The organism is Mycobacterium sp. 1164966.3 (genome assembly GCF_001665395.1).
Taxonomy (GTDB): Bacteria; Actinomycetota; Actinomycetes; order Mycobacteriales; family Mycobacteriaceae; genus Mycobacterium.
Genome location: NZ_LZSG01000053.1, coordinates 1 through 18,508 on the forward strand (window position 1 = coordinate 1; position 18,508 = coordinate 18,508).

At 66.7% G+C, this 18,508-nt stretch carries 2 protein-coding genes; both read right to left on the bottom strand.

Annotated features, from left to right (window positions below):
- Positions 1 to 13,139 (bottom strand): non-ribosomal peptide synthetase (locus A9W99_RS19725; protein WP_156623196.1); only part of this gene is annotated, 13,139 nt, incomplete at its 3' end.
- Positions 13,126 to 18,508: non-ribosomal peptide synthetase (locus A9W99_RS27620; RefSeq protein ID WP_156623197.1), on the bottom strand; the 5,383-nt coding region annotated here is incomplete at its 5' end. The genes A9W99_RS19725 and A9W99_RS27620, both read right to left, overlap by 14 nt.

An 18,508-nucleotide genomic window follows, 5' to 3' on the forward strand; every position in this document is an offset into this window, starting at 1 on the left:
ACGAACAATGCTCCGCGTGGCATCGGCGAGCCGATCGGCACAATCCCGTTTTTCGCCGAATCCGCCCTCACCGGCGCACCAATCGGCGGAGCCCCCGACCCCGGCGTTAGCGGGGCGCTAATCGTGGCGTACACCGTGGCCTCCGTCGGGCCATAGGCGTTGACCACCACGCGTCGCGGCGCCCACCGATCCACCACCTCAGCCGGACAGGACTCCCCACCCAGCACCAACGCCGCCTCTTCCAACCCCTGCGGGGACAACGCCGCCACCGCCGACGGAGTCTGGGTCAACACACTGACGTGTTCGGTCACCAACAGATCGTGGAAATCGACCGGGGAGCCCGACACCTCCTCGGGCACCACCACCAGCCGCCCACCACGCAACAACGCGCCCCAGATCTCCCACACCGAAAAGTCGAACGCATACGAATGGCACTGCGTCCACACCTGATTCGCCGACAGTTGGGAAGGCAATGACTGCGCCAACAACGTCGCGTTGGCGTGGGTGATCGCCACCCCCTTCGGCACTCCCGTCGTGCCCGACGTGTAAATCACATACGCGATATCGTCCGGGGCCGGCGCCGGCAACGCCCTACTGGGCTGCTGATCCACCGCCGGGTCATCAATGTCGATGACCGGCAACCCAAATCCGTCCAGCCGATCAGCTAACTCCGCGGTGGTGACCACAGCCACCGGCGCGGCATCGGTAAGCATGAACTCAATACGCGACGTCGGCAACGTCGGATCCATCGGCAGGTAAGCCGCCCCGGTCTTGAGCACGGCCAACATCGCCACGATGGCGTCAGCAGACCGGTGAAACAGCAGCGCCACACACCCACCGGCACCCACACCCCGGCCGGCTAACGTGTGCGCCAATCGATTTGACGCCTCGTCCACCTGGCGGTAGGTCCATGAAACCTGCCCGCAACGGATCGCCACCGCCTCCGGCGCGCGGGCCACCTGCGCTCCGAACACAACCGGCACCGATACTTGCACGCCCACCGGCTGGGTCAATGCCGCTCGGTTACCGAACTCCTGCAGCCGGGCATGCTCACCGGCGTCCAACGCATCCACCGACGACACCAACCGGGTCGAGTCGGCGGTGATCTCCACTACCACCCGCTCAAGGCGCGCGATCAGCGCTTCGACGCTGGTCGCCTCGAACACATCGGTACGGAACTCCACCACGCCGGAAATCCCGGCGGGCTCACCCGTATCGGTGAAGTTTTCGGCCAGAGAAAACACCAAATCCATTCGGGCGCCGCGCGTGTCCACCGGGATCTGGGTGACGTCAAGGTCACCCAAGCTGAACGTGGCGGCGGCGCCATCGTCGTGGGCGGCGAAACTTTGCCAGGCCAGCATCACCTGAATCAGGGGATGATGGGACAGGCTTCGGCTCGGGTTGAGCCGCTCGACCAGCACCTCGAAGGGCACGTCTTGGTGTTCGTAGGCGGCCACGCTGCGAGAGCGCACCTGAGCCAACAACTCGGCCACCGTGGGATTACCGGCCAGATCGACCCGCAGCACCAAGGTGTTGACGAAAAACCCGACCAACTTTTCCAACGCGGGATCATTACGGCCCGCGATCGGGAAGCCCACCGCCACATCGGCACTGCCGCTGAGCTTGGCCAACAGCACCGCCAACGCGGCCTGAATCACCATGAAACTGGTCGCGTTGTGCTCCCGCGCCGCCCGTGTCACGTGCTGCTGCAACTGAGCTGACCAATGCACGTCTACTCTGGCGCCGCGCTGATCAGCCACCAACGGGTACGGCCGATCGGTGGGAAGCTGCAACCGCTCGGGCAACCCCGCCAGGGCCTGCTCCCAATAGGACAGCTGCGCAGCAATAGGGCTCTCGGCATCGGCCAGATCACCGAAGGTTTCGCGCTGCCACAATGTGTAATCGATGTACTGCACCGGCAACGGCGCCCAATCAGGCGCCCGCCCGGCGCTGCGGCTGGCATAGGCCACCCCTAGATCAGCCACCAACGGAGCGATGGACCAGCCGTCAGCAGCGATATGGTGCACGACCGCGACCAACACATGGTCTTGGTCACTGAGACGGAAAAGTGTTGCCCGCAACGGGATCTCACACGCCAAATCAAAACCGCGCCGCGCTACCGCGCCGACGGCCTCATCCAGCCGGGGTGCCGACCATCCGCCGGCCTCCACTACTTCCCACCCGAACTCGGCCCGCTCCACCGGCAGCACCACCTGTTGGGCAATGCCGTCGGGCGCCACAAACAGCGTGCGCAGGCTTTCATGGCGAGACACCACATCCCCGAGGGCCGCACCCAACGCCACGACGTCCAACTCGCCGACCAACCGCAACGCGGTGGCCATGTTGTACACAGGTGACGGCCCCTGCAACTGGTCGATGAACCACAACCGCTGCTGGGCAAACGACAACGGCACCACCGCCGGCCGCTCCACCGCTACCAACGGCTCACGCCGCCCCGAACCCACACCGACACGACACGCCAACTGAGCCACCGTGGGCGCCTCGAACACCGTGCGCACCGAAAGATCCGCATCCAGTACGGAGTTGATCGCCGCGACCAGACGCATCGCCGAGATGCTGTCGCCGCCCAAATCGAAGAACGAGTCATCCACCCCGACCCGCTCCAGGCCCAGCACCTCGGCGTAGATGCCGGCCAGTATCTCCTCGACCACACTGCCCGGAGCCCGATAGCCACCAGCGGTGTACTCCGGCGCCGGCAGCGCCCGGGCGTCGAGCTTGCCGGTGGGGGTCAACGGCAACGCCTCAAGTGACACCACCGCCGCAGGGACCATGTATGCCGGCAGGCGCTCGGCCAGCGCAGCGCGCAGCTCAACCGGATCCGCAGTCCCAGTCACATAACCGACCAGCCGTTTGTCGCCCGGGCGGTCCTCACGCGCGATCACCGCCGCGTGCGCCACCCCGGCCAAACTCGCTAGGGCAGTTTGGATTTCGCCGAGCTCGATGCGATACCCGCGGATCTTGACCTGCTGATCGGCGCGCCCCACAAATTGCAGTTGCCCATCAGCACCCCACCGCACCAAATCCCCGGTGCGATACATGCGCTGCCCCGGTGCCCCCGCGCCGTCGACCGGACACGCCACAAACCGCGAGGCCGTCAACGAACCCCGGCCCACATATCCGCAGGCCACCCCGTAACCGGCCACGTACAACTCGCCGACCGCTCCCACCGGCACCGCCCGCAGCCAGCCGTCCAGCACGAACAGCGCCGCCCCCGCCACCGGCGAGCCGATCGGAGGTGCCCCCGACCCCGGCGTCAGCGGCGCGCTGATTGACACATCCACCGTGGTCTCGGTGGGGCCATAGGCGTTGAACATCACCCGTCCCGGCGCCCACCGATCCACCAGCTCGGGTGGACAGGGCTCACCGCCCACGACGAAGGCGACCGATTTCAAATTCTGGGGTGACAACGCAGCCGCCGCCGAGGGGGTTTGACTCAAGACGCTGACGTGTTCAGCTACCAGCAACGCGTGGAAGTCCTCCGGCGAGTGCGCTACCTCCTCGGGCACCACCACGAGTTGACCGCCATGTAGCAGGGCCCCCCAGATCTCCCGGACCGAGGCGTCGAAGGCGTAGGAATGCCACTGCGTCGACACCTTTGCCGGACCGGGCGTTGTAAGGCCCGCGTCCAAGGCCTCCATCAGCTGAGTGACGTTGTGGTGGGTGACGGCAACGCCTTTGGGGACACCGGTGGTGCCCGAGGTGTAGATCAGGTAGGCGATGTCATCGGGAGCCGGCGCCGGCAGTGCCGTGCTGGGCTGAGCCTGCACCGCCGGATCATTCACGTCGACGACGAGCAGGTCATCGCCCACCAGCCGGGAGCGCAATTCCGCCGTGGTGATGGCCATGATCGGCGCGGCGTCGTCGAGCATGAACTCGATACGCGCCGCGGGCAGCGCCGGGTCGATCGGTAGGTAGGCAGCCCCGGTTTTGAGTACCGCCACAATCGCCACGATCGCCTCAGCCGAACGCTCGACCAGCAGCGCCACACACTGACCCGGTCCCACACCCTGGTCGGCGAGTAGGTGAGCTAGCTGGTTGGCGGCCTCCTCCAGCTCGCGATAGGTCCACGAACGCTGGCCGCAGCGGACGGCGACGGCCTCTGGTGTGCGCGTGACTTGCGCGGTGAACAAGTCGGGAATCGACACCGGCGTGGGTGCGGGCTGGGTGAGCACCGCCTGGTTGCCCCAGCCGCGTAGGCGGGCATGCTCGGGTTCATCGAGCAGATCGATCGAGGACAGCGGCCGGGCGGGTTCGGTCGCCATGGCCACTGACACCCGTTGCAACCGGGCGATGAGTGCGTCGATGGTGGCGGTGTCGAACACCTCGGTGTCGTATTCGACGCGAAGACCCAGCTCGGTGCCCGGCTGGGCTTGCACGGTCAGCCGGTAGTGGGTGGCTTCGCGGCCGGTGACCTCGGTGATGGTTAATTCGTCGGCGCCCGATAAGGCGGCCGTGTCGACCGGGTAGTTTTCGAACACCAACAAGGTGTCGAAGAGTTGGTCGTGGCCGGTGATCCGGTGGATCTCGCTGAGCGCCAGGTGCTGATGCTCCAGAGTCTGGGTGTAGGCGTGTTGCAGCTGCTCAAGAAGGTCGGCGGTGCTGGTTGTGGCGGTGAGGTGTGCGCGGACCGGAACCGTGTTGATGAACAGGCCCACCATCGACTCCGCGCCGGGCACCTCGGTGGGTCGTCCGGAGACCGTGGTGCCGAAGGCGACGTCGTGCTGGCCGGTCAGCCACATCAGCACTTGCGCGAAAGCGCCCTGCAGCACCGTGTTGACGGTCGTGTGGTGGGCGCGCGCCAGCTCGCCGAGGGCTTGGGTGGTGTGTGCTGGCAGCCGGTAGGAGGCGATGCTTCGCCGCGCTGTCCCTAACCGGGCGGACGGTCCGACCAGGGTCGGGGCGTCAAGGCCGGCCAGCACTTGGGCCCAGGCCGCGCGGGCGGCATCCAGGTCACGTTCGGCCAGCCAACTGACAAACCGGCGGTACGACGCCGGCGCGGGCAGGCGCTGGTGGTGGTAGCCCGCGAAGATTTCACCGAGCAGGATCGGCAGCGACCAGCCGTCGATCACGATGTGGTGGAAGGTCAATACGCACCGGTGGCAATGCTCGGCGGTGCGGATCAGCGCCACCCGAAACGCCGGCGGGTGGGCGATATCGCCGACTGCGGCGCGCTCGGCGGCACACAGCTGGCCGATCTGCTCATCGACATCGCTGTCAAGCTCGACGTACTGCCACCCTGCTACCGGGTCGGCCGGGATGATTTGCACGGGCGGGTCGAACTGGGCGCAGAACCGGGCCGCCAGGTGAGGGTGGCGGGTGACCACGGTTTGTATCGCCCGGTGTAGCCGGTCAGCGTCGAGGGCGCCGGTGAGGGTGATATCCAGCTGCATCGCGTACACGTCGGGGTCGTTGCCGTGTGCGGTGCTGGCGTGAAACAGCAGGCCCTGTTGCAGCGGGGTCAGCGGCAAGATGTCGGCGACCCGGTAGTGCTGGCACAGGTCATCGATTTGGGGTTGGCTCAGCCGGGCCGGTGCAACATCCGACGGGGTCAGCCCACCCCCACCGGCGCGCACATGCGCGCAGATCCCGGTCAGCGCCTGCACCCACAACCGGCTGAGGTCGCTGACCGCCACGTCGTCGAGCGCGGAGGGCGCCCACATCCAGTTGGCGTGCAGCCGGGGGCCCGCCTCGGTGTCGACGGCGGTGGCGTTGAGTTCCACGGTGTGCCCCAGCGGCATGGGCACCGCGGTGGCCGCACCGATCAGCGCCACCGCCTGCGGGTCGATGTGCCACAGATCAGCGTCACTGGCCGCGCCGCCCAGCCGGCCCAGATAGTTGAACCCGATCAGCGGCTCGGCGTCACCCAGGTCGACTTCGGGGTTCAAGTAGCGCAGCACCCCATAGCTCAGCGGGTGCGGCAGCGCGCGCAGCTGCTCTTTGGCGTGCTTGACCAACGCCCCCAGCCCCGGCTCACCGGCGACCACCTGGGCCCAGCGCAGCCCGCCAACATTCAAAGCCACCGGGTATTTGGTGGTGAACCAGCCCACGGTGTGCGATAGGTCCACCTGCGCGCCCAGCTCCTCGTGGCGGCCGTGGCCCTCGACGTCGATCCCCACCGGCGTAGAACCGTTGCCCACATACTGCGCCACCGCCAACCCCAGCGCGATCAGCAAAATGTCCTGGATGCCGGCATGAAACGCCGCGGCCACCTCGCCCAGCAGCAGCCCGGTGGTCTCGCTATCCAGCCACACCGACATCTGTCCGGCGGTGGCATAGGTATCCAGCGCCGGCTGGGGCGCCGAAAACACCGCCGGGGCCCCGGCTACCTGCTTCCACGCATCACCCAGCTCCACCACCTCGCGCCGGCGTGCATACTCACCCAGCAGCGCCGCCCACCGGGCAAACGACGTCCCGGTCACCGGCAACACCACCGGCTGGCCGGCACGGTGTTGGGCCCAGGCGGTGTTCAGGTCATCAAGCACAATGCGCCACGACACCGCATCAATGGCCAGATGATGGATGACCATCACCAATTGACCGGCCTCGGCGGCCCACGCCGCGCTCAGCATCACACCCGCGCCCGGATCCAACCGCGCCCTCGCGTCCACCAGCACCTCATCGGACACCACGTCGACGGTGTGCACGCGCTCGCGCGCATCGATGGCCCCGACCTCAGGCACCATCAACGTCCCCGCGGCCTCGTCCTCGACGTGGGCCCGCAACATGGCGTGGCGATCCAGCAGCGCCTGCACCAGCACCACCACGTCGGTGTGGGTCACTCCCGCCGGGGCCGACACCACCATCGTCTGGTTGAACTGCTCGGTCGGGCCAGCCACGCCGGCCAGCCAGCGCATGATCGGAGTCGCGGGCAGCGGTCCGATCCCCTCATCGCTCACCCGTTCTGCCGGGGCTGCCCCCACCACCCGGGCCAGCCGGGCCACCGTCTGCTCGACGAACACATCGCGCGGGCGACACACCAGACCGGCCGCCCGGGCCCGGGCCACCACCTGCATCGAGGAGATGCTGTCCCCACCCAAATCGAAGAACGAGTCATCCACCCCGACCCGCTCCAAACCGAGGACCTCGGCGTAGATGCCGGCCAGTATCTCCTCGACGGCGTTGCTCGGCGCCCGATGTCGCACCATGCCTTGGTATTCCGGTGCCGGCAGGGCGCGGGGGTCGAGTTTGCCGTTGGGAGTCAACGGCAAGGCCTCGATCACCACTACAGCCGCGGGCACCATATACGCGGGCAACCGCTCGGCCAACGCCGCGCGTATCTCGACGGGGTCGACGCTGCCGGTGACATAGCCGACGAGGCGCTTATCGCCGGGGCGGTCCTCGCGGGCGATCACCGCCGCCTGCCCTACCCCCGCCAAACCCGCCAGGGCCGTGTGGATTTCGCCGAGTTCGATGCGATATCCGCGGATCTTGACCTGCTCATCGGCGCGCCCCAAATACTGCAGCTGCCCATCAGCGCGCCAACACACCAGATCGCCGGTGCGATACATCCGGGTTCCCGGCTCGCCGAAGGAACAGGCCACAAACCGCGAAGCGGTCAATCCCGCCCGGCCCACATATCCACACGCCACGCCGCGACCGGCCACATACAACTCCCCGATCACACCCACCGGCACCGCGCGCAACCAGCCGTCGAGCACAAACAAGGCCGCCCCCGCCACCGGCGCACCAATCGGAACCACTCCCGACCCCGCCCTCAACGGGGCGCTCATCGATGCGTATACCGTGACCTCCGTCGGGCCATAGGCGTTGATCACGACGCGTCCCGGTGCCCACCGATCCACTACCTCCGGCGGGCACGCCTCCCCGCCAAGCAGCAACGCCGCCGACTCCAACCCCTCCGGGGACAGCGCCGCCGCCGCCGACGGGGTCTGGGTCAACACATTGACCGCTTCCGCAACCAGCAGGTCGTGGAAGTCATTCGGTGAGCCCGTCACCGACTCGGGCACCACCACCAGCCGCCCACCGCGCAGCAGCGCAGCCCAGATCTCCCACACCGAAAAGTCGAACGCATACGAATGGCACTGCGTCCACACCTGTGTCACCGGCAGCTGCGAAGGCGAGGACTCCGCCAAGTGGGCCAGGTTGTGATGGGTGACGGCCACCCCTTTGGGCACCCCGGTGGTACCCGAGGTGTAGATGAGGTAGGCAATGTCATCAGGAGCCGGCGCCGGCACCGCGGTGCTGGGCTGGCAATCCACCGCGGGCTCATTCACGTCGATGACCACCACGTCATAGCCATTCAGCTGAGCGGTCAGATCCGCGGTGGTGACGACGGCCAGTGGGGCGGCATCGGTGAGCATGAACTCCATCCGCGACCGCGGGTGCGCCGGATCGACCGGCAGGTAAGCGGCTCCGGTCTTGAGTACGGCCAACATCGCTATGACCGCCTCAGCCGACCGCGGCAACAGCAACGCCACACACCCACCCGGACCGACACCCCGGCCGGCTAGCAGGTGAGCCAACCGATTGGCGGCCTCCTCCACCTCGCGGTAGGTCCACGAACCCTGCCCGCAACGAATCGCCACTGCATGCGGGGCATGCTGCACCTGCGCGGCGAATAACACTGGCACCGACACCGCGCGCGGTGCGGGCTGGCTCAACACCGCTCGGTTACCGAGCCGATCCAGGCGGGCATGCTCGGGCTCGTCGAGCATCTCGATTGACGACAACCGCCGGGTGGGGTCGGCGGTGAGCGTCAGCACCACCCGCTTAAGGCGCGCGGTCAGCGCCTCGATGCTGGCCGCATCGAACACGTCGGTGCGAAATTCCACCGCCCCGAAGATCCCGGCAGGCTCACCGTCCTCGGTGAAACGTTCACCCAGGGAAAAGGTCAGATCCATACGGGCGGTCTGGGTGTCTACCGGCAACGGGGTGACTTCAAGGTCACCCACGGCCAGCCCGGCGGTCGCACCATTGTCGTGCCCGGCGAAGTTCTGCCAGGCCAGCATCACCTGCACCAGCGGGTGATGGGACATGCTTCGGCTCGGGTTAAGCCGCTCGACCAGCACCTCGAACGGGACATCTTGGTGTTCGTAGGCGGCCAGGCTGCGCGCGCGCACCCGAGCCACCAATTCGGCCACCGTGGGATTACCGGCCAAGTCGACGCGCATCACCAAGGTGTTGACGAAGAATCCGACCAACTTTTCCAGCGCGGGATCGCGGCGCCCGGCGATCGGGAAGCCCACTGCCACATCAGCGCTGCCGCTGAGCTTGGCCAGCAGCACCGCCAACGCGGCCTGAATCACCATGAAACCGGTGGCATTGTGCTCCCGGGCCGCCCGCGCCACCTGCTGCTGCAACCCCACCGGCCAGTCGACGACCACACTGGCGCCGCGCTGATCAGCCACCAACGGGTACGGCCGATCGGTGGGAAGCTGCAACCGCTCGGGCATCCCCGCCAGGGCCTGCTCCCAATAGGCCAGCTGCGCAACGATAGGGCTGTCGCTGTCTTCGAGCTCACCGAAGGTTTCGCGCTGCCACAATGTGTAATCGATGTACTGCACCGGCAACGGCGCCCAATCAGGAGCCCGCCCAGCGCGGCGGCTGGCATAGGCCACCCCCAGATCAGCCACCAACGGGGTGATCGACCAGCCATCGGCAGCGATATGGTGCACCACCGCGACCACCACATGGTCCTCGTCACCAAGACGGAAAAGTGTTGCCCGCAACAAGGTTTCAGTGGCCAGATCAAATGTGTAGCGCGCCGCCGCGGTGACCGCCTCATCTAGTTGGCTTGCCGACCACCCGCTGGCATCAACGACTTCCCATCCGAACTCGGCCCGCTCCACAGGCTGCACCACCTGTTGGGCAATGCCGTCGGGCGCCACGAACAGCGTGCGCAGGCTTTCATGGCGGCCCACGACATCCCCGAGGGCCGCACCCAACGCCTCGACGTCCAACTCGCCGACCAACCGCAACGCGGTGGCCATGTTGTACACCGGTGACGGCCCCTGCAACTGGTCGATGAACCACAACCGCTGCTGGGCAAACGACAACGGCACCACCGCCGGTCGCTCCACCGCCACCAACCGCGGCAGCCGCCCGGAGCCCACACCGATGCGAGGTGCCAATTGGGTGATCGTGGGCGCCTCGAACACCGTGCGCACCGAAAGATCTGTATCCAGTACGGAGTTGATCGCCGCGACCAGACGCATCGCCGAGATGCTGTCGCCGCCGAGCTCGAAGAACGAGTCATCTACCCCGACCCGCTTCAATCCCAGGACATCTGCGTAAATGCCGGCCAGGATTTCCTCGGTGGGGGTGATCGGGGCGCGGTAACGATCGGCATCCTGATATTCCGGAGCCGGAAGGGCCCGCTTGTCCAGTTTGCCGTTGGGCGTCAAAGGCAGCGCATCGATCACCACCACCGAGGCCGGAATCATGTATGCGGGCAGCCGCTCGCCCAGCTGTGCGCGTATCTCGGCCGGGTCAGCCGTGCCGGTGACGTAGCCGACCAGGAGCTTATCGCCGGGACGGTCCTCGCGTGCGATCACCACCGCCTGCTCTACGCCGTCGAGCGCGGCTAGGGCGGTCTGGATTTCGCCGAGCTCGATGCGATACCCGCGGATCTTGACCTGCTCATCGGCGCGCCCCAGATACTGCAGCTGCCCATCGCTACCCCACCGCACCAAATCCCCGGTGCGATACATCCGCTGTTGGGGTGCTCCCGCACCGACGAACGGGCACGCCACAAACCGCGACCCGGTCAACCCCGCCCGACGCCAATACCCCACACTGACCCCGGTGCCGGCCACATACAACTCGCCGATCACCCCTGCTGGCACCGGCCGCAACCATCCATCGAGGACGAACAACGCCGCCCCCGGCACCGGCGCACCGATCGGCACTACCCCGGCCCCCGGCTGCAACGGTGCGCTGATCGTGGCATACACCGTGGTCTCCGTCGGGCCGTAGACGTTGACCATCACCCGCCCGCTCGCCCACCGGTCCACCACCTCAGCCGGGCACGCCTCAGCGCCTATCACCAACGCCGCATCCACATCCTGCGGCGAAAGCACCCCGACCGCAGACGGCGTTTGGCTTAAGACACCGACATGCTTCGCGACCAGCAGCGCGTGGAACTTCTCTGGTGCGCCCACCACCTCTTCGGGCACCACCACCAGTTGACCGCCGTGTAGCAGCGCACCCCAGATCTCCCATACCGAGTAGTCGAAGGCATAGGAATGGCACTGCGTCCACACCTGCCCCGCGCCGAGCTCTAGGCCAACGTCCAATGAGTCGAACAGCCGGGTGATGTTGTGGTGGGTGACCGCCACACCCTTGGGCAGCCCCGTCGTACCCGAGGTGTAAATCAGATGGGCGAGGTCATCAGCAGCCGGCACCGGCAACGCTGTACTGGGCTGACGACCAACAGCGGGATCATCGACATCAATGACCACCACCTCGTGGCCGTCCAGTCGCGAGCGTAGATCCGCGGTGGTGATCGCGGCGACCGGCGCGGCATCCTCGAGCATGAACTCGATTCGCGCCGCCGGCACCGCCGGGTCAATGGGCAGATAAGCCGCTCCCGTTTTGAGTACCGCCACAATCGCTACGACCGCTTCGGCGGACCGGGATAACAGCAGCGCCACATACTTTCCCCGGCCCGCCCCCCGTTCAATGAGCAGGTGCGCTAGCTGGTTAGCGGCCTCATCCAGCTCGCGGTAAGTCCACGAACGCTGCCCGCAGCACAGCGCCACCGCCTTCGGTGAGCGGGCCACCTGTGCGGCGAACAATGCCGGAATCGACGGCGGCGCGCTGCTCGGCTCCCTCAACTCCGTTTGATTGCCCCACTCCTGCAGGCGTGCGTGTTCGGCAACGTCGAGCACGTCGATCGCCGACAACGGCCGGGTCGGGTCGGTGGTCATCGCCACCAAAACCCGAGCCAATCGCGCGATCAGTGCCTCGATGCTGGCGGTGTCGAACACATCGGTGTCGTATTCGACGCGAAGGGTCAGTTCGCGTCCGGGCTGGGCTTGCACCGTCAGGGGATAGTGCGTGTGCTCGCGGGTGCTCACCGCACTGACCGACAATCCCTCGATGCCCGACAACGCGGCCGTGTCGACCGGGTAGTTTTCGAACACCAACAACGTGTCGAACAGCTGGTGCTGGCGGGTGATCCGGTGGATCTCGCTGAGCGCCAGATGCTCGTGCTCCAGGGTGCGGGTGTGCGCGTCTTGCAGCTGGTGAAGCAGATCGACGGTGCTGGTTGTCGCGGTGAGCGTGGCCCGTACCGGCACCGTGTTGATGAACAGGCCCACCATCGACTGCGCGCCGGGGACCTCGGTGGGTCGCCCCGACACCGTGGTGCCGAAGACGACGTCGTGCTGGCCGGTCAGCACACACAACAGCCGCGCGAAGGCGCCCTGCAGAACCGTGTTCACGGTGGTGTGGCGTGAACGCGCCAACTCGCTCAGGGCCCGCCTGGTCTGCTCAGGCACCCGATACGAAACACTGCTGCGCTGCCCCAGCCGCAACCGGCCCGCCGCACCTACCAGAGTGGGGGTATCAAAACCGGCCAGCACTTGGGCCCAGGCCGCGCGGGCGGCCGCCAGGTCACGTTCGGCAAGCCAACTGACGAACCGGCGATACGACGCCGGCGCGGGCAAACGCTGCCCACGATAGGCGGCAAAGACCTCCCCCAACAGAATTGGCAACGACCAGCCATCCATGACGATGTGATGGTTCGTCAACACGAACCGGTGCGAGTCTGGCGCCGTGCGGATCAGGGCCGCCCGGAAAGCCGGCTGGTCAGCCAGATCGTAGACAGCGGCGCGCTCCTGGGCGCAAAGCTGCTGGATCTGCTCATCGACATCAACATCCCCTGCGCCGAATTCGACATAACTCCATCCCGGTTCAGGATCGGCCGGAATGAGCTGTACCGGTTCGTCGAGCTCTGCGTTGAAACGGGCCACCAGGTTCGGATGCCGGCTGACCACGGTGTAAACCGCATCACGCAGCCGGTGCGGGTCAAGCGGTCCAGTTAGGGTGATGGCCAGCTGCGCCGCATACACATCGGCGTCGCCGTGTGCGGTGCTCGCGTGAAAAAGCAACCCCTGCTGCAGGGGCGTCAACGGCCATAGGTCAGCGATCTGCATAACGCCGCTGAAGCTTCTCGATCTGCTGCTGGCTAACGGAGGCGACGACATCGGAAGGCGTTAACCCGCCTCCGCCGCACCGCACGTAGGTGCAGATGCCGGCCAGCGCCTCGAACCACAGCGTGCTCAGCCGACTTACCTGCGCATGATCTAGTGCCGAGGGCGCCCACGACCAGTTAGCGTGCAGCTCGGGGCCGACGTCGGTGTCCAGCACGCCGGCGTTGAGTTCGAGGGTGTGTGCCAACGGCGTAGGCACCGCGGCGGCGGTCGCAGCGAGTGAGAAGCCGTCTGCGCTGACCCGCCACAGCCCATCGGAAAGCTCTGTCGCAGCTGCACCCAGCCGGCCCAGGTAGTTAAAGCCGATCGCTGGGTCGGAGTCGCCCAGATCCACCTCGGGGTTCAGGTAGCGCAGCGCCCCATAGCTCAGCGGGTGCGGCAGCGCGCGCAGCTGCTCTTTTACATCGTTGATCACCCGTCCCAAGCTCGCCTCACCGGCGACTACCTGGGCCCAGCGCAGCGCCCCGACATTCAAAGCCACCGGGTATTTGGTGGTGAACCAGCCGACCGTACGCGACAGGTCCAGCTGCGCGTCCAATTCCTCATGGCGCCCGTGGCCCTCGACGTCGATACCCACCGGCGCCGAGCCGTTGCCCACAAACTGCGCCACTGCCAAGGCGTAGGCGACAAGCAAGATCTCTTGGATGCCGGCATGAAATGCTGCGGGCACCTGACCCAGCAACAACCCGGTGGTCTCATCATCCAGTGACACCGACAGATGCCCGGCGCTGGCATAGGTATCGCGCGCCGGCTGGGGTGCCGGCACCACCTCGGGGGCCCCCACCACCTGTTTCCATGCATCAGCCCACGCAATGACGTCAGCACGCTGCGCATACTCACCCAGCAGCGAGGCCCATCGGGCAAACGACGTGCCGGTCACCGGCAAGATGACAGGTTGTCCGCTGCGATGTTGAGCCCAGGCGGTGTTGAGGTCATCGAGCACAATGCGCCACGACACCGCATCAATGGCCAGATGATGAATGATCAACGCCAACTGAGCCGTATCACCGGCCCACACCGCGCTGAGCATCACCCCAGCCGCCGGGTTCAACCGCGCCCGTGCTTCCACCAGCGCCTCATCGGACAACACGTCGACGCTGTGAACGCAATTGCGCGCATCGATGGCACCGGCCTCAGGTACCTGCAGCGACCAGCCGCCAGCCGCGTCCTCCACCAAGCGCGCCCGCCACAAGGCATGGCGGTCCAGCAACGCCTGCACCATGACCACCACGTCGGCCTGGGTCGCCCCCGCCGGGGCCGACACCACCATCGTCTGGTTGAACTGCTCGATCGGCCCCTCCGCACTGGCCAGCCAGCACATGATCGGGGTCGCGGGCAGCGGCCCGATCCCCTCGTCGATCACCCCCCCTGCCGGGACCGCCCCCGCTACGCGGGCCAGCCGGGCCACCGTCTGCTCGACGAACACATCACGCGGGCGACACACCAGACCGGCTGCCCGGGCTCGCGCCACCACCTGCATCGAGGAAATGCTGTCCCCACCCAGCTCGAAGAACGAGTCGTCCACCCCAACCCGGTCAAGCCCGAGGACCTCGGCGTAGATACCGGCCAAAACCTCCTCGACCGCGCTACCCGGAGCGCGATACTCAACACCGCGGTATTCCGGTGCCGGCAGCGCGCGGGTGTCGAGCTTGCCGTTGGCTGTCAACGGCAACGCCTCGATCACCACCACCGCCGCGGGCACCATGTAGGCCGGCAACCGCTCACCCAGCGCGGCACGCAGCTCGACTGGATCCGCCGTGCCGGTCACATAGCCGACCAGGCGCTTGTCGCCGGGGCGGTCCTCGCGAGCGATCACCACCGCCTGCTCCACCCCAGCCAGCCCGGCCAGCGCGGTCTGCACCTCGCCCAGTTCGATGCGATATCCGCGGATCTTGACCTGCTCATCCGCACGCCCCAGATAGGCCAGCTGCCCATCACCGCGCCACCGCACCAAATCCCCGGTGCGATACATCCGCTGTCCGGGTTGTCCCGCATTGCCCGCGCCGACAAATGGACATGCCACAAACCGCGACGCCGTCAACCCCGACCGGCCCACGTAGCCACACGCCACACCGCGACCGGCCACATACAACTCACCGACCACCCCAGCCGGCACCGGACGCAACCACTCATCGAGCACAAACAACGCCGCCCCCGCCACCGGCGCACCGATCGGCGGCGCCCCCGACCCCGGCCTCAACGGCGCGCTGATCGCAACACACATCGTCGTCTCGGTGGGGCCATAGGCATTGACCATCACCCGCCCCGGCGCCCACCGATCCACCACCTCAGGCGGGCAAACCTCAGCAGCCATCACTAACGCCGTCGACCCCAGACCCTCTGGTGGCAGCACCGACACCGCCGACGGGGTCTCGGTGAGTACGCTGACCCGTTCCGCAATCAGCAGGTCGTGGAAGTCGTCCGGCGCGCCCGCCACCTCTTCGGGCACCACCACCAATCGCCCACCACGCAACAGTGGTCCCCAGATCTCCCATACCGAGACGTCGAACGCCAAGGAGTGACTATGCGTCCAGACCCCCGGCAAGGGCAGCCCGGCGTCCAACGACTCCAGCAACTGGGTGACGTTGCGGTGGCTGACCGCCACGCCTTTGGGCACCCCGGTGGTGCCCGAGGTGTAAATCAGGTAAGCGATGTCATCGGGGCCCGGCGCCGGCAGCGACGTGCTGGGCTGGGCAGCAACGCACGGATCATCGACATCGATGACCACTAGGTCAAACCCGTCCAACCGCTCAGCCAGCCCGGTGGTGGTGACCGCAGCGACCGGTGCCGCATCGGCGAGGGTGAACCGCATCCGGGCCGCGGGTATCGCTGGGTCCATGGGTAGATACGCCGCACCGGTCTTGAGCACCGCCAACATCGCCACGATTGCCTCGACGGAGCGGGGCAAAAGCATCGCCACACATTGCCCGGGGCGCGCATCGTGGCTCGCCAGTAGGTGCGCCAACCGGTTGGCCGCCTCATCTAGCTGTCGATACGTCACCGACCGACCCTGCGATACCAGCGCCACCGCCTCCGGGGCACGCGCCACCTGCGCGGCAAACAACACCGGCACCGATACCGACGCGCTGCCAGGCCCCGTCAAGACCGCGCGATTGCCCCACCGCTGCAACCGGGCATGCTCAGACTCATCGAGCAGATCAATCGACGACAACCGCCGAGTCGAGTTGACGGTTATGGCCACCAACACGCGCTTCAAGCGCTCGACGAGCGCCTCGATGCTGGCCGCGTCGAACACATCGGTGCGGAATTCGACCACCCCGCCGATGCCGGCGGGCTCACCGGCCCCGGTCCAGCGTTCGGCCATGGAGAAGGTCAGATCCATGCGGGCGGAATGGGTGTCCACCGGCAGCGCCTTGACCTGCAGATCACCCATGGCCAAATCGGCAGCGAGATCATTGTCTTGGCCGGCGAAGTTCTGCCAGGCCAGCACCACCTGAACCAGCGGGTGATGGGACAGGCTTCGGGTCGGGTTGAGCCGCTCCACCAGCACTTCGAACGGCACATCCTGGTGCTCGTAGGCGGCCAGGCTGCGGGCCCGCACCTGAGCCAACAACTCGGCCATGGTGGGATTGCCGGCCAAGTCGACCCGCAGCACCAAAGTATTGACGAAAAACCCGACCAACTCATCTAGGGCAGGGTCAGCGCGCCCGGCGATCGGGAATCCCACCGCCACGTCAGCACTGGCACTCAGCTTCGATAGCAGCACCGCCAAGGCGGCCTGGATCACCATGAAACTGGTCGCGTTATGCTCCCGAGCCACCTCGCGTACCCGCTGCTGCAACCCAGCCGGCCACTGCACGACCACACTGGCCCCGCGCTGATCAGCCACCAACGGGTAAGGCCGATCGGTGGGCAACTGCAACCGCTCCGGCATCCCGCCCAGCGCCTGCTCCCAGTAGGCCAGCTGCGCAGCAATCGGGCTGTCGCTGTCGTCTAGTTCACCAAAGCTATCGCGCTGCCACAGCGTGTAATCGACATACTGCACCGCCAGCGGCGCCCAGCCCGGGGCGTGGCCCGCGCACCGGCTGGCGTAGGCCACCCCCAGATCAGCCGCCAGCGGCGTGATCGACCAGCCATCTGCAGCGATATGGTGCACCACCGCCACCAACACATGTTCCTCATCACCGAGACGGAAAAGTGTTGCTCGCAATGGGATTTCAGTGGCCAGATCAAAGGCGTGGCGCGCTGCCGCGGCAACCGCGTCACTCAGCTGGCTCGCCGACCAGCCACTGGCATCAACCACCTGCCACCCGACATCGGCCCGCTCAACAGGCAGAACCACCTGCTGGGGTATGCCGTCGGGCGCCACAAACAGTGTGCGCAGGCTTTCATGCCGAGCCACGACATCGGCCAGCGCCGCACCCAACGCCTCAACATCGAGGCGACCACTTAGCCGCAACGCCGCCGGAATGTTGTACACCGGTGAAGGCCCCTGCAACTGGTCGATAAACCACAACCGCTGCTGAGCAAACGACAACGGCACCGTCGCCGGCCGCTCCACCGGCATCAACCGCGGCAGCCGCCCGGAACCCACACCGATGCCAGGCGCCAGCTGGGCCACCGATGGGGCGTCGAACAAGGTGCGCACCGAAAGGCCGGCGTCCAAAGTGGTGTTGATTGCCGCGATGAGGCGCATCGCCGAAATACTGTCGCCACCGAGCTCGAAGAACGAGTCGTCAACTCCGACCCGCTCTAAGCCGAGGACTTCGGCGTAGATGCCGGCCATGATTTCCTCGACCGCGTTGCCCGGGGCGCGGTAGCGCTCGGCATTGCTGTATTCGGGTGCCGGTAGGGCGCGTTTGTCGAGTTTGCCGTTGGGTGTCAACGGCAACGCGTCAACCGCCACCACCGCCGCGGGGATCATGTAGGCCGGTAGCCGAGCGGCCAATGCGGCGCGCAGTTCGCCGGGATCGGCGCTCCCGGTGACATAGCCGACCAGGCGTTTGTCCCCGGGGCGATCTTCGCGGGCAATCACCACCGCCTGCTGCACTCCAGCCAAACCAGCTAACGCGGCCTGGACCTCACCCAGCTCGATGCGATACCCGCGGATCTTGACCTGCTCATCCGCACGCCCCAAATAATCCAACTGCCCATCAGCGCGCCAACACACCAAATCCCCGGTGCGATACATCCGGGTCCCCGGACCGCCGAAGGGACAGGCCACAAACCGCGACCCGGTCAACCCCGCCCGCCGCCAATACCCAACACCGACCCCCCTGCCGGCCACATACAACTCACCGACCACCCCCACCGGCACCGGACGCAACCACCCATCGACCACAATGTGGTCA